Below are 15,331 nucleotides of genomic sequence, written 5' to 3'. Positions count from 1 at the left end.
GGGAAAACCCGGATACGTTCCTGCACTCGGTGCCGAAAAAAAATGAAGCCTGGCGCAAGCCACCGCGCCAGGCTGATGCAAGGGTGGGATCAGCCGGTCAGCCGATCACGCGCAGGGAGAAATCGGTTGCCTGGATATCCTTGGTCAGGCTGCCGATGGAGATGCGATCCACGCCGGTCTCGGCAATGGCGCGTACGGTCTGCAGGTTGATGCCGCCGGAAGCTTCCAGCAAAGCGCGGCCCGCATTGACGGCCACCGCCTCGCGCATCATGTCCAGCGAGAAGTTGTCCAGCAGGATCGATTCGGCGCCAGCCTGCAGGGCTTCGTTGAGCTCGGCAATGCTTTCCACTTCGACCTGGATGGTCACGCCTGCGTTGAGCTTCAAGGCGGCAGCCACGGCCGCAGTGATGCCACCGGCGGCCGCAATGTGGTTTTCCTTGATGAGGATGCCGTCATACAGCGCCAGCCGCTGGTTGGCGCCACCGCCCACACGCACTGCGTACTTCTGCGCCAGGCGCAGGCCGGGCAAGGTCTTGCGGGTATCGAGGATGGCCGCGCGGGTGCCCTGCACCACCTCGACATAACGCCGGGTAGCGCTGGCCACGCCCGAAAGCAGTTGCAAGAAATTGAGCGCACCGCGCTCGGCAGTGAGCAAGGCACGGGCCGGGCCTTCGATGGTGCAGACCTCGCTGTCGGCCGCCATCAGGTCGCCTTCCGCATAGCCCCAGCTGACCTGCAGGCGCGGATCGAGACGGGTCATTACCGCCTCGAACCAGGGCGCACCGCACAGCACGGCGGCTTCGCGCACGATGACGCGGGCCTTCACGAATTCGTTTTCCGGCACCAAAAGGCCAGTGTAGTCGCAGTCACCCACATCCTCGGCGATGGCCTGGTTGACGTTGGCATCGAAAGCCGCATGCAGCGCGGCATCGAAAGGACCAAAGGGATTGCGCAGGTTGCTGGCCGCGATGGTCGAGGCAGTCTTGAGGGCGTGGAGCGTCATGCGGGGCCGATTCCTGCAAACAGTTGCTGTTCGTCTTCAAGGCGCGCCGAGGGGCGGACCTTGGCCTTGCGCTGGGCGGCAAAATCCAGCATGCGGTCAATGCACACGACAGCCTGCTTGCCGATCGCCGGGTCGACGTGGATTTCATTGGCGCCGGTTTCCAGCACGTGCAGCAGGTTCTGCAAGCCATTCATGGCCATCCACGGGCAATGCGCGCAGCTCTTGCAGGTGGCGCTGTTGCCGGCGGTCGGGGCATCAATGAACCGTTTGCCAGGCGCCGCTGCGCGCATCTTGTGCAGGATGCCGTTGTCGGTGGCGACGATGAAAGCGGACGCATCGGAGGACTGCACCGCCGCAATCAGCTGTGACGTCGAACCGATCACATCGGCCTGCGCCACCACCGCCTCGGGCGACTCCGGGTGCACCAGCACCAGGGCGTCGGGGTGTTCGGCGCGCATCAGTTCCAGCTCGATGCCCTTGAATTCGTCATGCACCAGGCAGGAACCCTGCCACAGCAGCATGTCGGCGCCGGTCTGCTTCTGGATGTAGCTGCCCAGGTGCTTGTCCGGTGCCCACAGGATCTTCTTGCCCTGGGCATGCAGGTGCTGCACGATTTCCAGGCCGATGCCCGACGTCACCATCCAGTCGGCACGGGCCTTCACCGCTGCGCTGGTATTGGCATAGACCACCACGGTACGGTCCGGATGCTGGTCGCAGAAGGCGGCAAATTCGTCGGCCGGGCAGCCCAGGTCCAGAGAACAGGTCGCGTCCAGGTCGGGCATGAGGATGCGCTTTTCGGGGCTGAGGATCTTGGCGGTCTCGCCCATGAAACGCACGCCGGCCACGACCAGGGTCTGGGCGGCATGGTCGCGGCCGAAACGTGCCATCTCCAGCGAATCCGAGACGCAGCCGCCGGTTTCCTCGGCCAGGTCCTGCAGGTCGCCATCGACGTAGTAGTGCGCCACCAGCACCGCCTGCTTCTCCTTGAGCAGCTGGCGGATGCGCGCCTTGAGCTGCGCGCGTTCCTCGGGGCTGGGCGTGGCCGGTACCTTGGCCCACGCATTGGCGGTACAACTGCCGCCGGTCTCCATTTGCGGTCGCTCGAACTCGACGACCTTGGTTGCTGTTGCTTGCATGGCGGTCAACAATGCTGTGCGGATGCGGTTGGGGGGAATTATTCGATGCCCTGGCTGGCCAGGTAGTCTTCGTAGCCACCCTGGAAGTCGATCACCTGGCCGTCCTTCACTTCGAGGATGCGGGTGGCCAGCGAGGACACGAATTCACGGTCGTGCGACACGAAGATCAGCGTGCCGGCGTACTTTTCCAGCGCGATGTTGAGCGACTCGATGGACTCCATGTCCATGTGGTTGGTCGGTTCATCCATCAGCAGCACGTTGTGGCGGCCCAGCATCAGCTTGCCGTACATCATGCGGCCCTTTTCGCCACCGGAGAGCACCTTCACCGACTTCTTCACATCGTCGCCCGAGAACAGCAGACGGCCGAGAATGCCACGCACGGCCTGGTCATCGTCGCCTTCCTGGGTCCACTTGCCCATCCAGTCGGTCAGGGTTTCGCCACCGGCGAATTCCTCGGTGGGATCCTGCGGCATATAGCCGACGTTGGCGTTTTCCGCCCACTTCACCTCACCCGAATCCGGATGCAGGCCGGTCACGTCGCCGCCGATGCTGCGCAGCAGGGTGGTTTTACCCGCGCCGTTGGCACCGATGATGGCGATCTTCTCGCCGGCTTCGACCATGATGTTGAAGTTCCGGAAGATGTCGCGGTCGTAGGTCTTGGTGATGCTCTGGGTTTCCACGGCCAGGCGGTGCAGCTTCTTCTCGCCTTCAAAGCGCACGAACGGGTTCACGCGGGAAGACGGCTTGATGTCCTCGACCTTGATCTTGTCGATCTGCTTGGCGCGCGAAGTCGCCTGGCGGGCCTTGGACTTGTTGGCCGAGAAGCGGCGCACGAAGTCCTGCAGTTCAGCGACTTTTTCCTTGGCCTTGGCATTGGCGGCCAGCTGCTGGGCGCGGGCCTGCGAGGAAGCCAGCATGTAGTCGTCGTAGTTGCCCGGATAGATCTTCAGGGTGCCGTAGTCCATGTCGGCCATGTGGGTACAGACCTGGTTCAGGAAGTGGCGATCGTGGGAAATGATGATCATGGTGGAATTGCGCTCGTTGAGCACTTCTTCCAGCCAGCGGATGGTGTTGATGTCCAGGTTGTTGGTCGGTTCGTCCAGCAGCAGGATGTCCGGGTTGGAGAACAGGGCCTGGGCCAGCAGCACGCGCAGCTTCCAGCCGGGTGCGACATTGCTCATCGGTCCGTTGTGCTGTTCGATGGGCACGCCCACGCCCAGCAGCAGCTCGCCCGCACGCGCTTCGGCGGTGTAGCCGTCGTATTCGGCGAACTTGGCTTCCAGGTCGGCCGCCTTCATGTAATCGTCGTCGGTGGCATCCGGATTGGCATAGATCGCATCGCGTTCGGACATGGCCGCCCACATTTCCACGTGGCCCATCATGACCACATCCAGCACGCGCATTTCTTCATAGGCGAACTGATCCTGGCGCAGCTTACCCAGGCGCTCATTGACGTCCAGGCTGACATTGCCGCCCGACGGTTCCAGGTCGCCGCCCAGGATCTTCATGAAAGTGGATTTGCCGCAGCCATTGGCGCCGATCAGGCCATAGCGATTGCCATCGCCGAACTTGACGGAAATGTTCTCGAACAACGGCTTGGCGCCGAACTGCATGGTGATGTTTGCGGTGGATAGCACTGCGAAAACCTTTTCAAAAATGTAACTTGCGTATGCCAGCCAGCAAGCTTGGCCGGGCGCGCGAAACCGGGCATTTTACCACTGCACGCCTGATGCGGCTTGCATCGCGGTGCCTGAGCACCGCCAAAATCTTGCCAAACTTCCATGTTTGCGCTGCTCATCGCACACGGCCAGCTTACAATTCCCGGGATTTTTACGCCCCCTGGCAGGCTCTGACCCATTTTGTCACTCAGGAAACCGCAAGCATGAAGCGAGCCATCATCCCCGCCATCGCCCTCCTCGCCTGGTCCACGCTGTCCGCGATGCCGGCGCAAGCGGCCGACACCGGCTACAACGTCTGGACCAACGAATACAGCGTCTCCCGCCAGCAGCTGCAGACGGCCATCGCCCCGCAATTCCCGCGCAAGCTGCGCTATATGGACATTTTCGATGTCACCCTGAGCAATCCGCGCCTGGGCATGCTGCCCGCCGAAAACCGCATGAATACCGTGGTGGACGCCCAGATCGCCAATCCCTTGCTGCTGCAGCGCCCGGTCAATGCGGTGCTGACCCTGAGCAGCGCCTTCAAGTACGATCCGGCCACGCGCTCGTTGCGGCTCGATGCACCCAAGGTGGACAAGGTCGACAGCACCGACCTGCCGCCGCAATACGCGCAACAGCTCACGGCGCTGGGCAATGCCGCTGCCGACCAGTTCCTGCGCGACTATGCGCTCTACACCTTCAAGCCGGAACAGCTGCAGATGAACGGCAAGACCTTCGAGCCCGGCAAGATCACGGTCGAACAGGACGCGGTGAAGGTCGAAATAAAGGAGAAGTGACGTTTCCTTCATTGAGTACCCAGGCAGCCCGGCGAGCCGCCTGCAGCCTCAGCGCCGGGCCAGGGTGGGATAATCCGACAGGGTCAAGGTGAAACCTTCTGCACCGCGGGCGTCCAGTTCCGCGTGCGCGCCCAGCGGCAGCGTCACCAGATCGCGCACATGGCCGAAAGGCAGGCCGGTCACGATGGGGGTGGCGATGCGCTCGCGCAGGAAAGCCAGCATTTCGGTGAAATCGTAGCCATTGTCGATCTCGGCCAGGCGGTAAGCGGAGAAGTCGCCCAGCAGGACCGCCTTCTGCCTGGCCAGCACGCCTGCCTGCTCCAGCTGCAGGATCATGCGCTCGACCCGGAAGGGATGTTCATTCACATCCTCCAGGAACAGAATCCCGCCTTCTATCGGGGGAAACTGCGGATGGCCGACCATATGCGCCATCATCGCCAGATTGCCGCCCCACAGCTTGCCCGCGCACTTCAGCACCGGACTCATCGGATCGGTACGGCGGTCCCCATTGGCGGCGCGATCTGCCGCAGCCTGTCCCTCATAGTTGTGCACCACCACCTGCGGCGAAGTCAGCGTGCGCCAGAAAGTCGCCAGCGCGGCCCAGTCGGGCGATTCGGCGCCGAAATCACCGGAAAGCATCGGCCCCTGGAAACCGGCATAACCGGATTGCGCCAGCAGGCAGCACTGCAAGGCCGTGAAATCGCTGTAGCCGACCAGCAGCTTGCCGCTGGCGGCCAGGGCGGGAATATCCAGCGCGGGCAGGATGCGGCTCATGCCGTAGGAGCCGCGCAGGCCCATGATGACCTCGATTTCCGGGTCGGCCGCCGCTTCCATCAGTTGCGCCGCGCGCCGCTCATCGGTGGCGCCGAAGCGCTGGTAACGCTGGGCATGATCGTAGAAATTGCGCACCCGGCAGCCCAGCGATTCCAGCAAGGCCACGCCACGCTCTACGCCGGCGGGATCCAGCCCGGCATGCCCGCAAGGCGCCACGATGGCCACCCCCGTACCCGGCGGGACCAGTCCTTCCAGCAATTCACGGCCAGCAGTTGCCATCGTCATAGTGGTTCACCTGATGCTTGTACATCGCCTTGCGCTGCGGCGTCGAGCAGGCGTTGCTGCTTCACTTGTTCGCGTCGCATGGCGAAGAATTCTTTCAGTAGCTGGCCGCATTCCTCGGCCATCACGCCGCCCAGCAGCTCGGTGTGGTGATTCAGCTTGTCTTGCTCAAACAGGTTCACCACCGAGCCGCACGCGCCGGTCTTGGGATCGGCCGCGCCATACACGACGCGCGCCAAGCGGGCGTGCATCATGGCACCGGAGCACATCACGCAGGGTTCCAGCGTAACGTAAAGTTCACATCCGGGCAGACGATAATTGCCCAGCTTCTCAGCCGCCCGGCGCAGCGCCATGATCTCGGCGTGCGCGGTCGGGTCATGCTTGCCGATGGGCTGGTTGAAACCGGTGGCGATGACCACGCCATCCTTGACCACGACTGCACCCACCGGCACCTCGCCCAGGGCCCAGGCATTGTTGGCCTGGTCGAGCGCGGCGCGCATGTGGCGCAGGTCGGCCTCGGTGACGGCTTGCGGGAGCACAGCGCCGTCCATCAGTCTGCCGTGATTTCGGCCCAGCAATTGGGCGTTTCGTGCAGCACCAGCTTCTGCAGGTGCAGGCCGGTGCCGTAGCGGTCCTTGTAGGCCGCCTTGAGGATGGCGAAGGCTTCGCGGGCCAGGTTTTCCACCGTCGGGATGCTGCCGATGATGACCGTCTTGTGGCCCGGCAGGCTGGCCAGGAAGTCGCGTACCGGCGCGTCCTTTTCGTAGACCAGGAAGGCATGGTCCCAGACATCGACCAGGTGTTCCTTGGCCAGGGCCTTGATGTCCGAGAAGTCCATGATCATGCCATTGTCGGAATTGCCCTCGATGTCGATGACCGCGCCGGTCAGGGTGATTTCCAGCGTATAGCGGTGGCCGTGCAGGTTGCGGCACTGGCTCTTGTGGTCCGGAATGCGGTGGCCGGCGTCGAATTCGAGTTTGCGGGTAATGGTGAGCATGAATGTTTCTTCGAGGATGGCCGCTGCACAAGCCGTGCAGCAGCCCGGGTGAGGCCATTGTAATCACGCGGCGCGACGCCGCATGAAGAAAAAAGCAAAAAATCAGTCAGGGAATATTGAGCAGCTTGTGGGTCTGGATGCTCAGTTTCCACTTGGGGTTGTCCTTGACCATCTCGATGGCCAGGCGGGTATTGGCGGCCGCCTGCAGGCCGTCCATGGGTTGCAGCAGGAAATGCTGGAAATCCAGCTTCTCATACTCGTCCAGCGGCTGGCCGGGCTGCGGCACCACCACTTTCAGTTCGCTGCCGCGTTTGACCTTCAGTTCCGAGCCCATCTTGGGGCTGACGCAGATCCAGTCCACGCCTTCAGGCACCTCGATGGTGCCATTGGTCTCGATGGCGATCTCGAAACCGACCGCATGCATGGCCTCGATCAGGGCCGTATCCAGTTGCAGCAGGGGCTCGCCACCGGTGAAGACGACATATTTGCTGGCCGCATGACGGGCCGGCCAGAAGCTGTTGATCTTGTCGGCCAGCTCAGCCGCCGACTTGAACTTGCCGCCGTTCTCGCCATCGGTGCCGACGAAATCGGTATCGCAGAACTGGCAGATGGCGCGCGCGCGGTCTTCCTCGCGGCCGGTCCAGAGGTTGCAGCCGGAAAAGCGGCAGAACACCGCCGGACGGCCGGCATGAGCGCCCTCGCCTTGCAAGGTATAGAAAATTTCTTTGATGCTGTAAGTCACGATATGAAAGCGAAAGGCGGGCGAAAGGCAGGCGCAGGACCGCACTGGGACGTATTCATGCGGCGGGCCGAGCCACAGCAAACTTCACTAAGTCACTGATATTGCAGCCCATTTTCTCCGCATCAGGGGCGGTATTATAGCCGCTCCCCGGGCCGGTTCACCTCATTGATACTCATCGAGCATGCGGCCGGGGACCGCCAGGTCCAGCTTCAGGCCCAGGCGGTCGATCAGGCGGCGGGCATCAAAGGGGGCCTTGACCTTCATATCGTTATCAAAATAACAGTAAATATCGCGGCTGGCCCGCTTGCGCGGCGCACTCCCGGCAATGCGCGGCCCCTCTTCCGGCTGACCGCCGCTGGCCCAGGCCCGGATACGCTCGGCCCAGGCGTCGATGGCCTCGTCGCTGTAGCCGCTCTGGTACAGACGCTTGTCGCCATGCAGGCGCAGGTACATGAAATCGGCCGTCACGTCCTCCTGGTAGGGCCATTTCCTGGGCGCATCCGCGACCACCAGCGCCACCTTGTATTTGCGCAGCAGCTTGATGAAGGATTCATCCACGAAGCTGTCATGGCGGATCTCCATGGCGTGGCGCAGCTTGCGCTTGCGGTCGATCTCCAGCGCCGCCCTGCCCTCCATGCGCGGCTCATGGCCCCGCGCCAGCCGCTGCGCCGCCTCGGTATCGTGCGGCAGCAGGCTCAGGAAGTGCTCCAGCGGTTCCGGGTCATAGCGAAAGCTGGGCGGGAACTGCCACAGGAAGGGGCCGAGTTTTTCTTTCAGGTTCAGTACGCCTGAGGCGAAGACATTGGCCAAAGCACCATCAATATCCTGCAGCCGGCGCGTGTGCGTGATGAAGCGGTTGCCCTTGTGGCTGAAGAGGAAGCCCGGCGGCGTGTCTTCATACCAGCGCTGGTAGCTTTCCGGGCGCTGCAGGGCGTAGAAGGAGCCGTTGAGCTCGATGCTGGGCAATACCCGCGAGGCGTAATGCAGTTCGTCGTCCTGACGCAGCCCCTTGGGATAGAAACTGCCTCGCCACGGCGCGTAGCGCCAGCCGGAAATGCCGATCCAGATCTTGCCCACCATGCTCTCCTCGTTCAGGTTCTCCTGATCCGATGTGACCAAAGGCGCGCAGCTTGGTGCCAGCCAGCGCGACCGTAGCGGGCCTGCTGCTGTTACACTGCGGGCCCAGCCGTTGACCGACTCCTGTCCACTACTTCATCATGTCCGCCACTCCTGCCATCACCCAGTTCCGCCTGGCCTCCCCCGCTCCCGAAGTTGACCACCCGCGCGAAGACCGCCGGCTGGAGGGCAATCCGCTGCGTACCACCTGGAATCACTTCACCAATGCCAGCGGCGAAATGAACGCCGGCATCTGGGCCTGCGAAAAAGGCAGCTGGCGCATCGCCTTCGCCCCCAACAAGGATGAATATTTCTGCGTCCTCGAAGGCCGCTGCCGCGTCATCGACGAACAAGGCCATGCGGCCGAAGCGGGACCGGGCGATGCGATGGTGATCCCGGCAGGCTTCAGGGGCGTCTTTGAAGTGGTGGAACCGGTGCGCAAGCATTACGTCATCGTCGAACGCGCCGCCGGTTGAGTACCTGCTGGCGCGGTGCAACGGCGCCCTGGCCGTGCGGCAGCGGAAAGTGCATCGCACACGCCTTGGTGGTCGGCAGCAGCGCTGCCCGTGGCGGCAGGTGCGTGACCTCGAGGCAACCCTGCTTGGACGAATGCACGCATGCACTGTGTCCCCAACTGACAACGCACCGTTGTCGATGAGCTACAAACTTGCTACTATCGTGGTCAAGGAGATGGCATTCCTCCTTCAACCGCCACCAACGTCCTGTTGGGGCTGATGATGCCTACAGTGACCTGGCAATCCGGGGCTGTAGGCGTTCGCCTTTCTGCTTCGCGCGCTCCACACCCGGTGTGCCAGGATGTTCATTCAGCACTCTGGTCACATGAAAAATCCAAAACTCCCTGAACAGCTGCACCTGCTGCCCTACATCCTCAAGTGGTGCCTGATCGCCTGCCTGATCGCGGCGCTGGCCGGATCGGCCTCGGCCTTCTTCCTCTTTGCGCTGGACTACGCCACGCACTGGCGTGAAACCCATCCCTGGATCATCTGGCTGCTGCCGCTGGGCGGTTTTGCCGTGGGCTGGCTGTACCTGAAGACCGGCAAGCCGGTCGAAGCCGGCAACAACCTGCTCATCGATGAAATCCACGATCCGAAGAAGGTGATTCCGCTGCGCATGGCGCCGCTGGTGCTGTTTGGCACCGTGATGTCGCACCTGTTCGGCGCCTCCGTTGGGCGGGAAGGCACGGCCGTGCAGATGGGCGGTGCGCTGGCCGATCAGTTGACCACGCTGCTGCGCCTGCGCCCGCAAGACCGGCGCATCCTCTTGATGGCCGGGATCAGCGCCGGGTTTGCCTCGGTCTTCGGTACGCCGATGGCGGGGGCGCTGTTCGGTCTCGAAGTGCTGGCCATCGGCCGCATGCGCTATGACGCCATCCTGCCCTGCTTCGTGGCGGCCATCGCGGCCGACCAGGTCGGGCTGGCCTGGGGCGTGCATCACACCCATTACCACATGGGGGGCGTGGTGCCGGTCGCGCTGGCGAGCGTGGCGGCGGTGATTGCTGCCGGTGTGATCTTCGGCCTGGTCGGCATGGTGTTTGCCAACAGCACGCACCGCCTCTCGGGCTTCATGAAACGGCACGTCAGCTATGCCCCGCTGCGCCCCTTCATCGGCGGTGCCATCGTGGCGGTGGCAGTGTGGGCGCTGGGCACGCAACGTTACATCGGCCTGGGCATCCCGGTGATCGTGGAAGCCTTCCAGCAACCGCTGGCCCCTTGGGATTTCCTGGGCAAGATGGTCTTTACGGTGACCTCGCTGGGCACCGGCTTCAAGGGTGGCGAAGTCACACCGCTCTTCTACATCGGGGCGACCGTCGGCAATGCACTCGCACCGCTGCTGCATTTGCCTTTTTCGATGCTGGCCGGAATCGGCTTCGTGGCGGTCTTTGCGGGCGCGGCCAATACGCCGATTGCCTCCACCATCATGGCCGTCGAATTGTTCGGCCCGGAGATCGGTCCGTTTGCGGCGCTGGCTTGCGTGGTGGCATATCTGTTCTCGGGACATACCGGCATCTACCACGCGCAACGCGTGGGACAAGGGAAGTACCTGTCGCTGCCGGAAGGATTGAGGATTGGAGAGATCGGGGCTTACAAGGCAAGGCGCCGGGAGGAACAAGCATCGGAGAACACTGGCGAAAAGTGATGACAGGCCAGGCGGGTCTGCTGTCTCGTTGAGCAGGAGGGGGATGGCAGAACTGTACCGTGAGCTGTATCGGGACTGTAATGGTCATTGGCTCGAACTGTACTGCTGACCGGGGCAAAGGTGTGCGCACAGGTGTCAGCACGCACTGCGGGTGAAAAGGTGCAGCAGCAAACCTCATCTGCATGCGGACGGTTTAAAAACATTCACCGGCATCCCATCCCCGAACGCGCGATAATCGCCGAAACCAACCAGCCCCGACGGCCCCTCAAAGCCGCACCGCCCGCAGCCCAGCTGCCAAGGAGACCGCATGCCAGCCACACCCGCCTTCGCCCGCACCGTCCGCCATCCTGGCGCGCCCGACCCGCAGCGCATCGTCACCCTGTCCGGTCCGGCGATGCATCTCGATTTCATGCTCGAAGCCGGGATGAACCTGCGCGACGCCATCAGCATTCCCCTGGCGCGCGCGGGCCTGGATGGCGGTACCGTGCGCTTCGCCAACCTTCCCGTCGCCCCCCTGCATTTCCTGATGCCCGCCCTCGCGGTGGATGACCAGCACGCCGCTTTCTACAGCGCACCCCATGCGATGGAAGAAGGAACGGTCATCGAATACGCCTGCGCCACCGCCGGACGCAAGGATGGCGAGCCTTTCGTGCACTGTCACGCCATCTGGCGCGGCCGCGACGGACAGCGCCAGGGCGGTCACCTGATGATGGAAAAAACCGAGGTTGGCGCCAGTACCCCCGCGCAAGCCTGGGGCCTGCACGACGCCACCATGGCGACCCGCTACGATCCCGAGACCAATTTCACCCTGTTCTACCCGACTCGGTTAAGCGACCAGCCTCTCTCAGCGCGTGGAAAACGCGTGGTATTGGCACGCATCCGGCCCGACCAGGACCTGACCATCGCCGTCGAACAAGCCTGCGCGGAGCACGGCATGCGCGATGCCATCGTGCGCGGCAGCGTGGGCAGCATCATCGGGGCGGAATTCGAAGACGGACGCGTACTGGACGACCGCGCCACTGAAATCCTGGTCCGCTCGGGCGAAGTGCGCGATGGCATCGGACGCCTGGACATCGGCCTCATCAATCCCCAAGGTCAGGTCTGTGAGGGAGTGCTCAAGCGCGGCAGCAATCCCGTGCTGATCTGTTTCGAACTGGTGCTGGAAGAGAAGTGATTCAAGCAGGCTTGTGCTGCGCCAGCCATTCCCGCAAGGCACCGTTCATCCGACTTTGCCAGCCATCACCACCGGCCTTGAAAGCCTCAACGATGTCCTGATCAAAGCGCATCGTCACTTGCACCTTACAACCACTTCCCGCCGGCCTGCCGCGTCCGCGCGCCGGACGCATCGTGGCGAACTGCGCTGCCGTGAGAGGCTGCGCGTCCGGATCCGCCAACGCGGCCTTGGTGAGCGCCACATCTTCGGCGGCCGTGGGTACGATTGTTCCTTGTTTAAGCTTCGGCATAGTGTTGTATCTCCCTTTTGGTTGCCCTGCGCAGACTGATGATGCGCAACACTTCATTTCGCTCCACGAAGACCACCACATGGAGCCGCAGACCGATGTAGGCAATCGCGATTTCCCGAACCTCATCATAGTCAAACCTGCGGTCGACGCTGAGCAATGCCGTGTCCCATTCGATGGCCGCCGCCTCTGCGAGTGAAACGCCGTGCTTGTGTCGGTTGATGGCGTCTTTTTTCGGGTCGAATGTAATCTGCATGGGGATTAATTGTAACTACACTTAATCCGTTCTTCAACCAATATTCGTAGCTACGATTAATAAACCAGCTTTGCTCCGGCGGCAGACACAAACGAATAGGCCCGCATCACTGCGGGCCTATTCGTGTTGACACTACTTGATGAAGATTCAATGTTCAATCTAGACGAATCTCGTCAAACACCCACCAGCTTCTTGAACGTCGGCAACACCGCCTCCCCCTTGAAGGGCTTGACGATCCATCCCTTGATCCCGGCCGCCTTGCCACGTTCCTTCATGATGGGCGAGTTCTCGGTGGTCAGCATGATGATGTTCACGCTGGCATTGCCCAGTTCGCTGCGGATCTTCTCGGCCATGGTCAGGCCATCCATGTTGGGCATGTTCACGTCGGAGACCACCAGCTTGATGGCCGGGTCGCCCTTGAGTTTGGCCAGGCCGTCGCGGCCATCCACGGCCAGGGCCACGTCCAGGCCATTCTTCTTGAGGAAGTCACCGACTTCGGCGCGCACGGTGCTCGAATCGTCCACTACCAGGATTTGTGCCATCTTGAATTCTCTCTTTGCTTGATTTGCGTAATTGCTTGAGGGGAAGGTAAATCAATGCCGGGGAGCTACCCCGGCCTCAGAACAGTTCCAGCTCGCCGGATTCGAACAGCTCTTCCACCGAGGTCTGGTTCTCGGTGAAATCTTCCGGCGACCACGACAGGTTGAAGATGAAGCGCTGCAGCAGGACCAGCGGTGCGCCGCCATCCCGGCGCAGCAAGTACTTGAAGCACAGCTGCGCATCCTCCGAACCGAAGGAAATGTAGCGATGCTGGTGATTGATGATGATCGGCACCTGGCTCAGCTGATGAATGGGCTGGGCCTGGTTGATGAAGCGGTTCTTGAACCAGCCCCAGATCAGGTTGGTCAATTCCCCCAGCGCATTGTTGAGATGGCGGAAGTCGCCCGATTCCTCCGGCGCCAGCGCCTGCAGCGTTTTCTGCTCGGCCTGCAGCATCATGTAGCCACGGCACCAGCTGCTCTCCAGCGGAATGAGCGTAAACACTTCCCCGAAAATGATGCGGTCGCGCACCAGATAAGGCTGCTCGATCTCGACCTGCATGTCCGGGAACTGGCTCTCCAGGACCATGCGGCTGATCTCGGCAATGCCGCGCACCAGCGCATTGGGATACTGCTGGCTGAAGATCGACGAGGCCACCGCCGGTGCCAGGGCATCGATTTCCTCGATGCGGTAGACGGCGCTGAAGAGTTCGCTGTCCCGCCCGGAGAGTTCGGCATCAGCGGCTTCGCGCCGGCGACGCAGGAAGATCGGCAACTCCGGGCGCACTTCGCGGATGCGGCGCGCCAGGCCCGGCCCGCCCTCGCCCAGTCCGGCCAGGCTTTCCGAGAGCATGATGCCGCCCAGGTCCACGTTGCTGCGCAAGACGGCCATCACATGCTCCTCATGGGCCTTCAGCCCGACCAGGTTGTGGCGCTCGCAGAAGGATTTGATGGTGTCGTAGCAGTCGGCATCGCGGTCCAGGACCAGCACCTTGCTGGTGATGGCGTTGTCGAGGCTGGCAGAGGCTTGCATGATGATGAGATTCCCCCGAATCGATGAATGGTCAGAACAGTTCCAGCTCGCCCGTGGTGTCGGCCTCTTCGCCCGGTGCCACCGCAAAGTCCAGCCGGTCATAAGTGGAGACGGCCAGCGAGACGTGCAGACGCGGCGCGTCCGGCATGTCGATGGCGAAATGCCGCACGTGCGCGCAGTTGAGTTTTTGCAGGTAGGCCACGCACTGCGTGTCGATCACGTTGGGCGTGGACATGCCCAGGTGCGGAAAGAAACGCCCCAGCTCGCGGTTGAAGATGCCGCAGCAGAGATTGCCGCATTCGGCGATCCCATCCATCAAGGCCTGCTCGTCCATCTCACCGGCAGAGACCCGCGTCAGCCGCGCAAAATGCCCGCGGGTCGCCATATCCGGGCTGAAATGAAACATCACCATCAGGCGAAACAGATAGGAGGAAATGGTCAGCACCACCATCTTCTTTTCGGTGAGCTCGGCCACGTCTTCGACTACCGATATCTCCGCCGTAGCGTCCGCAGGCACCAGGCTGCTGCGCAGCGCCTGCTGCAAGAGCGTGTCGAAACCATCGCGGGCGCTGGCGCTGATGCGCTCGTCGGTGATGATCCCGGCCACGGCTTGCAGCTCGTCCATGTCATTGGCGCTCATGCTGCTTCGGCCAGGGCTTGCCTGGTTTTCTTGTTGATCAGGTCCAGCCCGATGACGGCCCCCATGATCATCTTGCCGCCGGCTTGCAGGTCCTGGAAGGTGGTGGTGGTGATCAGGTCGTTCTGGTACAGGTTGGCGCGATAGCTCTTGGAGAGCTTCTCGGCACGCTGCGCCAGGTCACGCACCTCCTGCGCCACCACTGCAAAGCCGCGACCATGTACACCGGCGCGTGCGGCTTCGATGGAGGCGTTCAAGGCCACGATGATGACCTGGTTCACGATCAGGGCGAACTCGTCGTTCTTGCGATGCATCTCGCGGTTGTGGGCGATCAGCTCGTTCATGTCGTCATGCCAGCGCTCGAAGGTACGCACCAGGCCCAGCAGCTTGCTGATGGTGTCCTGCGATTCATCGCAGCTCTGGCGCACGCGCGAAACATGATCCGATTGCTCGCTGGACAGGCGCGCCATCATGGCCTCGCTCTCGCGGCGCATCTCGGCCATATGCTGCTGCGCGGCCAGCCTGTCCTGCTCCAGCTGTTGCTGGTGCGCGGCCCATTGCTGCTGTTGCTCGGCCAGCGCCGCCTGGGCCTGGTCGCGCACGCGTTCCAGCTGGCCGGCGTCGACCAGCTGGCGTGCCCGGCGCTTCTGGCGCAGCCACAGCGCAGCCATCGGCAGGCCGGCCAGGGCGGCGCCCAGCGCCACCAGGAGAAGGGATTCAAACATGGATCTGATTTCCTGCAGG

18 protein-coding genes and 1 riboswitch are annotated in these 15,331 nt (G+C 62.6%); of the genes, 4 read left to right on the top strand and 14 right to left on the bottom strand.

The features are described 5' to 3' along the window. Positions 1 to 97: 97 nt before the first annotated feature. The 3 genes from nadC to CEJ45_RS06910 are packed head-to-tail and all read right to left on the bottom strand — an operon-like array spanning position 98 to position 3,776. Complete coding sequence (gene nadC, locus CEJ45_RS06920; RefSeq protein WP_088754431.1) at positions 98 to 1,003, bottom strand: carboxylating nicotinate-nucleotide diphosphorylase; 906 nt, start codon at positions 1,001 to 1,003, stop codon at positions 98 to 100. Then, positions 1,000 to 2,139, bottom strand: a complete 1,140-nt coding sequence (nadA, locus tag CEJ45_RS06915) for a quinolinate synthase NadA (protein ID WP_088754430.1) — start codon at positions 2,137 to 2,139, stop codon at positions 1,000 to 1,002. Before nadA ends, nadC begins: the two co-directional genes overlap by 4 nt. Before the next feature lie 38 nt (positions 2,140 to 2,177). Next, positions 2,178 to 3,776: an ABC-F family ATPase gene (locus CEJ45_RS06910; RefSeq protein ID WP_088754429.1), complete on the bottom strand. Its 1,599-nt coding sequence runs from the start codon at positions 3,774 to 3,776 to the stop codon at positions 2,178 to 2,180. Positions 3,777 to 4,021: 245 nt separating this feature from the next. On the opposite strand from CEJ45_RS06910, the gene CEJ45_RS06905 reads away from it, so the two are divergent. Continuing rightward, a complete protein-coding gene (locus tag CEJ45_RS06905; protein WP_088754428.1) occupies positions 4,022 to 4,594 on the top strand; it encodes a DUF1439 domain-containing protein in 573 nt (190 codons plus the stop codon). A gap of 48 nt (positions 4,595 to 4,642) precedes the next feature. Here the strand turns inward: CEJ45_RS06905 and ldcA are convergent, their stop codons facing one another. From ldcA to CEJ45_RS06880, 5 genes are all read right to left on the bottom strand, one after another. Next, on the bottom strand, positions 4,643 to 5,647 hold the full coding sequence (ldcA, locus tag CEJ45_RS06900; protein ID WP_088754427.1) for a muramoyltetrapeptide carboxypeptidase: 1,005 nt from the start codon (positions 5,645 to 5,647) through the stop codon (positions 4,643 to 4,645). 2 nt (positions 5,648 to 5,649) lie between these two features. Continuing rightward, complete coding sequence (tadA, locus tag CEJ45_RS06895) at positions 5,650 to 6,201, bottom strand: tRNA adenosine(34) deaminase TadA (RefSeq protein WP_088754426.1); 552 nt, start codon at positions 6,199 to 6,201, stop codon at positions 5,650 to 5,652. Then, positions 6,201 to 6,647 carry a 6-carboxytetrahydropterin synthase QueD gene (gene queD / locus CEJ45_RS06890; RefSeq protein WP_034332336.1) on the bottom strand — a complete coding sequence of 149 codons (447 nt, stop codon included), beginning with the start codon at positions 6,645 to 6,647 and terminating at the stop codon, positions 6,201 to 6,203. The genes tadA and queD overlap by 1 nt, the downstream gene beginning before the upstream one ends. Positions 6,648 to 6,753: 106 nt before the next feature. Then, on the bottom strand, positions 6,754 to 7,389 hold the full coding sequence (queE, locus tag CEJ45_RS06885) for a 7-carboxy-7-deazaguanine synthase (RefSeq protein ID WP_088754546.1): 636 nt from the start codon (positions 7,387 to 7,389) through the stop codon (positions 6,754 to 6,756). A gap of 162 nt (positions 7,390 to 7,551) precedes the next feature. Continuing rightward, positions 7,552 to 8,466 (bottom strand): DUF72 domain-containing protein, encoded by a 915-nt coding sequence (locus CEJ45_RS06880; protein ID WP_088754545.1) that lies wholly within the window; start codon positions 8,464 to 8,466, stop codon positions 7,552 to 7,554. A gap of 140 nt (positions 8,467 to 8,606) precedes the next feature. On the opposite strand from CEJ45_RS06880, the gene CEJ45_RS06875 reads away from it, so the two are divergent. From CEJ45_RS06875 to CEJ45_RS06865, 3 genes are all read left to right on the top strand, one after another. Further along, on the top strand, positions 8,607 to 8,981 hold the full coding sequence (locus CEJ45_RS06875; RefSeq protein WP_088754425.1) for a cupin domain-containing protein: 375 nt from the start codon (positions 8,607 to 8,609) through the stop codon (positions 8,979 to 8,981). A gap of 201 nt (positions 8,982 to 9,182) precedes the next feature. Beyond that, positions 9,183 to 9,256, top strand: a riboswitch (Fluoride riboswitch). A gap of 89 nt (positions 9,257 to 9,345) precedes the next feature. Next, complete coding sequence (locus tag CEJ45_RS06870) at positions 9,346 to 10,662, top strand: voltage-gated chloride channel family protein (RefSeq protein ID WP_088754424.1); 1,317 nt, start codon at positions 9,346 to 9,348, stop codon at positions 10,660 to 10,662. Positions 10,663 to 10,969: 307 nt separating this feature from the next. Further along, positions 10,970 to 11,836, top strand: coding sequence for a PPC domain-containing DNA-binding protein (locus CEJ45_RS06865; protein ID WP_088754423.1), 867 nt, complete (start codon positions 10,970 to 10,972; stop codon positions 11,834 to 11,836). A 1-nt stretch (position 11,837) separates the two neighbouring features. Here the strand turns inward: CEJ45_RS06865 and CEJ45_RS06860 are convergent, their stop codons facing one another. The 6 genes from CEJ45_RS06860 to CEJ45_RS06835 all read right to left on the bottom strand — a co-directional run bounded on the left by CEJ45_RS06860 (position 11,838) and on the right by CEJ45_RS06835 (position 15,312). Next, positions 11,838 to 12,125: a BrnA antitoxin family protein gene (locus CEJ45_RS06860; protein WP_088754422.1), complete on the bottom strand. Its 288-nt coding sequence runs from the start codon at positions 12,123 to 12,125 to the stop codon at positions 11,838 to 11,840. Further along, entirely contained in the window at positions 12,112 to 12,378 is a 267-nt protein-coding gene (locus tag CEJ45_RS06855) for a BrnT family toxin (RefSeq protein WP_088754421.1), read from the bottom strand. Before CEJ45_RS06855 ends, CEJ45_RS06860 begins: the two co-directional genes overlap by 14 nt. Positions 12,379 to 12,551: 173 nt before the next feature. Further along, the gene (locus tag CEJ45_RS06850; protein WP_008329138.1) at positions 12,552 to 12,920 is read right to left on the bottom strand and encodes a response regulator; all 369 of its coding nucleotides are present in this window, start codon (positions 12,918 to 12,920) and stop codon (positions 12,552 to 12,554) included. A gap of 76 nt (positions 12,921 to 12,996) precedes the next feature. Next, the gene (locus CEJ45_RS06845) at positions 12,997 to 13,950 is read right to left on the bottom strand and encodes a chemotaxis protein CheX (RefSeq protein WP_088754420.1); all 954 of its coding nucleotides are present in this window, start codon (positions 13,948 to 13,950) and stop codon (positions 12,997 to 12,999) included. 31 nt (positions 13,951 to 13,981) lie between these two features. Then, positions 13,982 to 14,590 carry a hypothetical protein gene (locus CEJ45_RS06840; protein WP_088754419.1) on the bottom strand — a complete coding sequence of 203 codons (609 nt, stop codon included), beginning with the start codon at positions 14,588 to 14,590 and terminating at the stop codon, positions 13,982 to 13,984. Continuing rightward, positions 14,587 to 15,312, bottom strand: a complete 726-nt coding sequence (locus CEJ45_RS06835) for a methyl-accepting chemotaxis protein (RefSeq protein ID WP_088754418.1) — start codon at positions 15,310 to 15,312, stop codon at positions 14,587 to 14,589. The genes CEJ45_RS06840 and CEJ45_RS06835 overlap by 4 nt, the downstream gene beginning before the upstream one ends. Positions 15,313 to 15,331: the final 19 nt, after the last annotated feature.

Origin of the sequence: Herbaspirillum aquaticum (genome assembly GCF_002213425.1) — a bacterium.
In the GTDB taxonomy this organism is placed as follows: Bacteria; Pseudomonadota; Gammaproteobacteria; order Burkholderiales; family Burkholderiaceae_D; genus Herbaspirillum; species Herbaspirillum aquaticum.
This window is presented reverse-complemented; position numbering and strand designations above follow the sequence as displayed.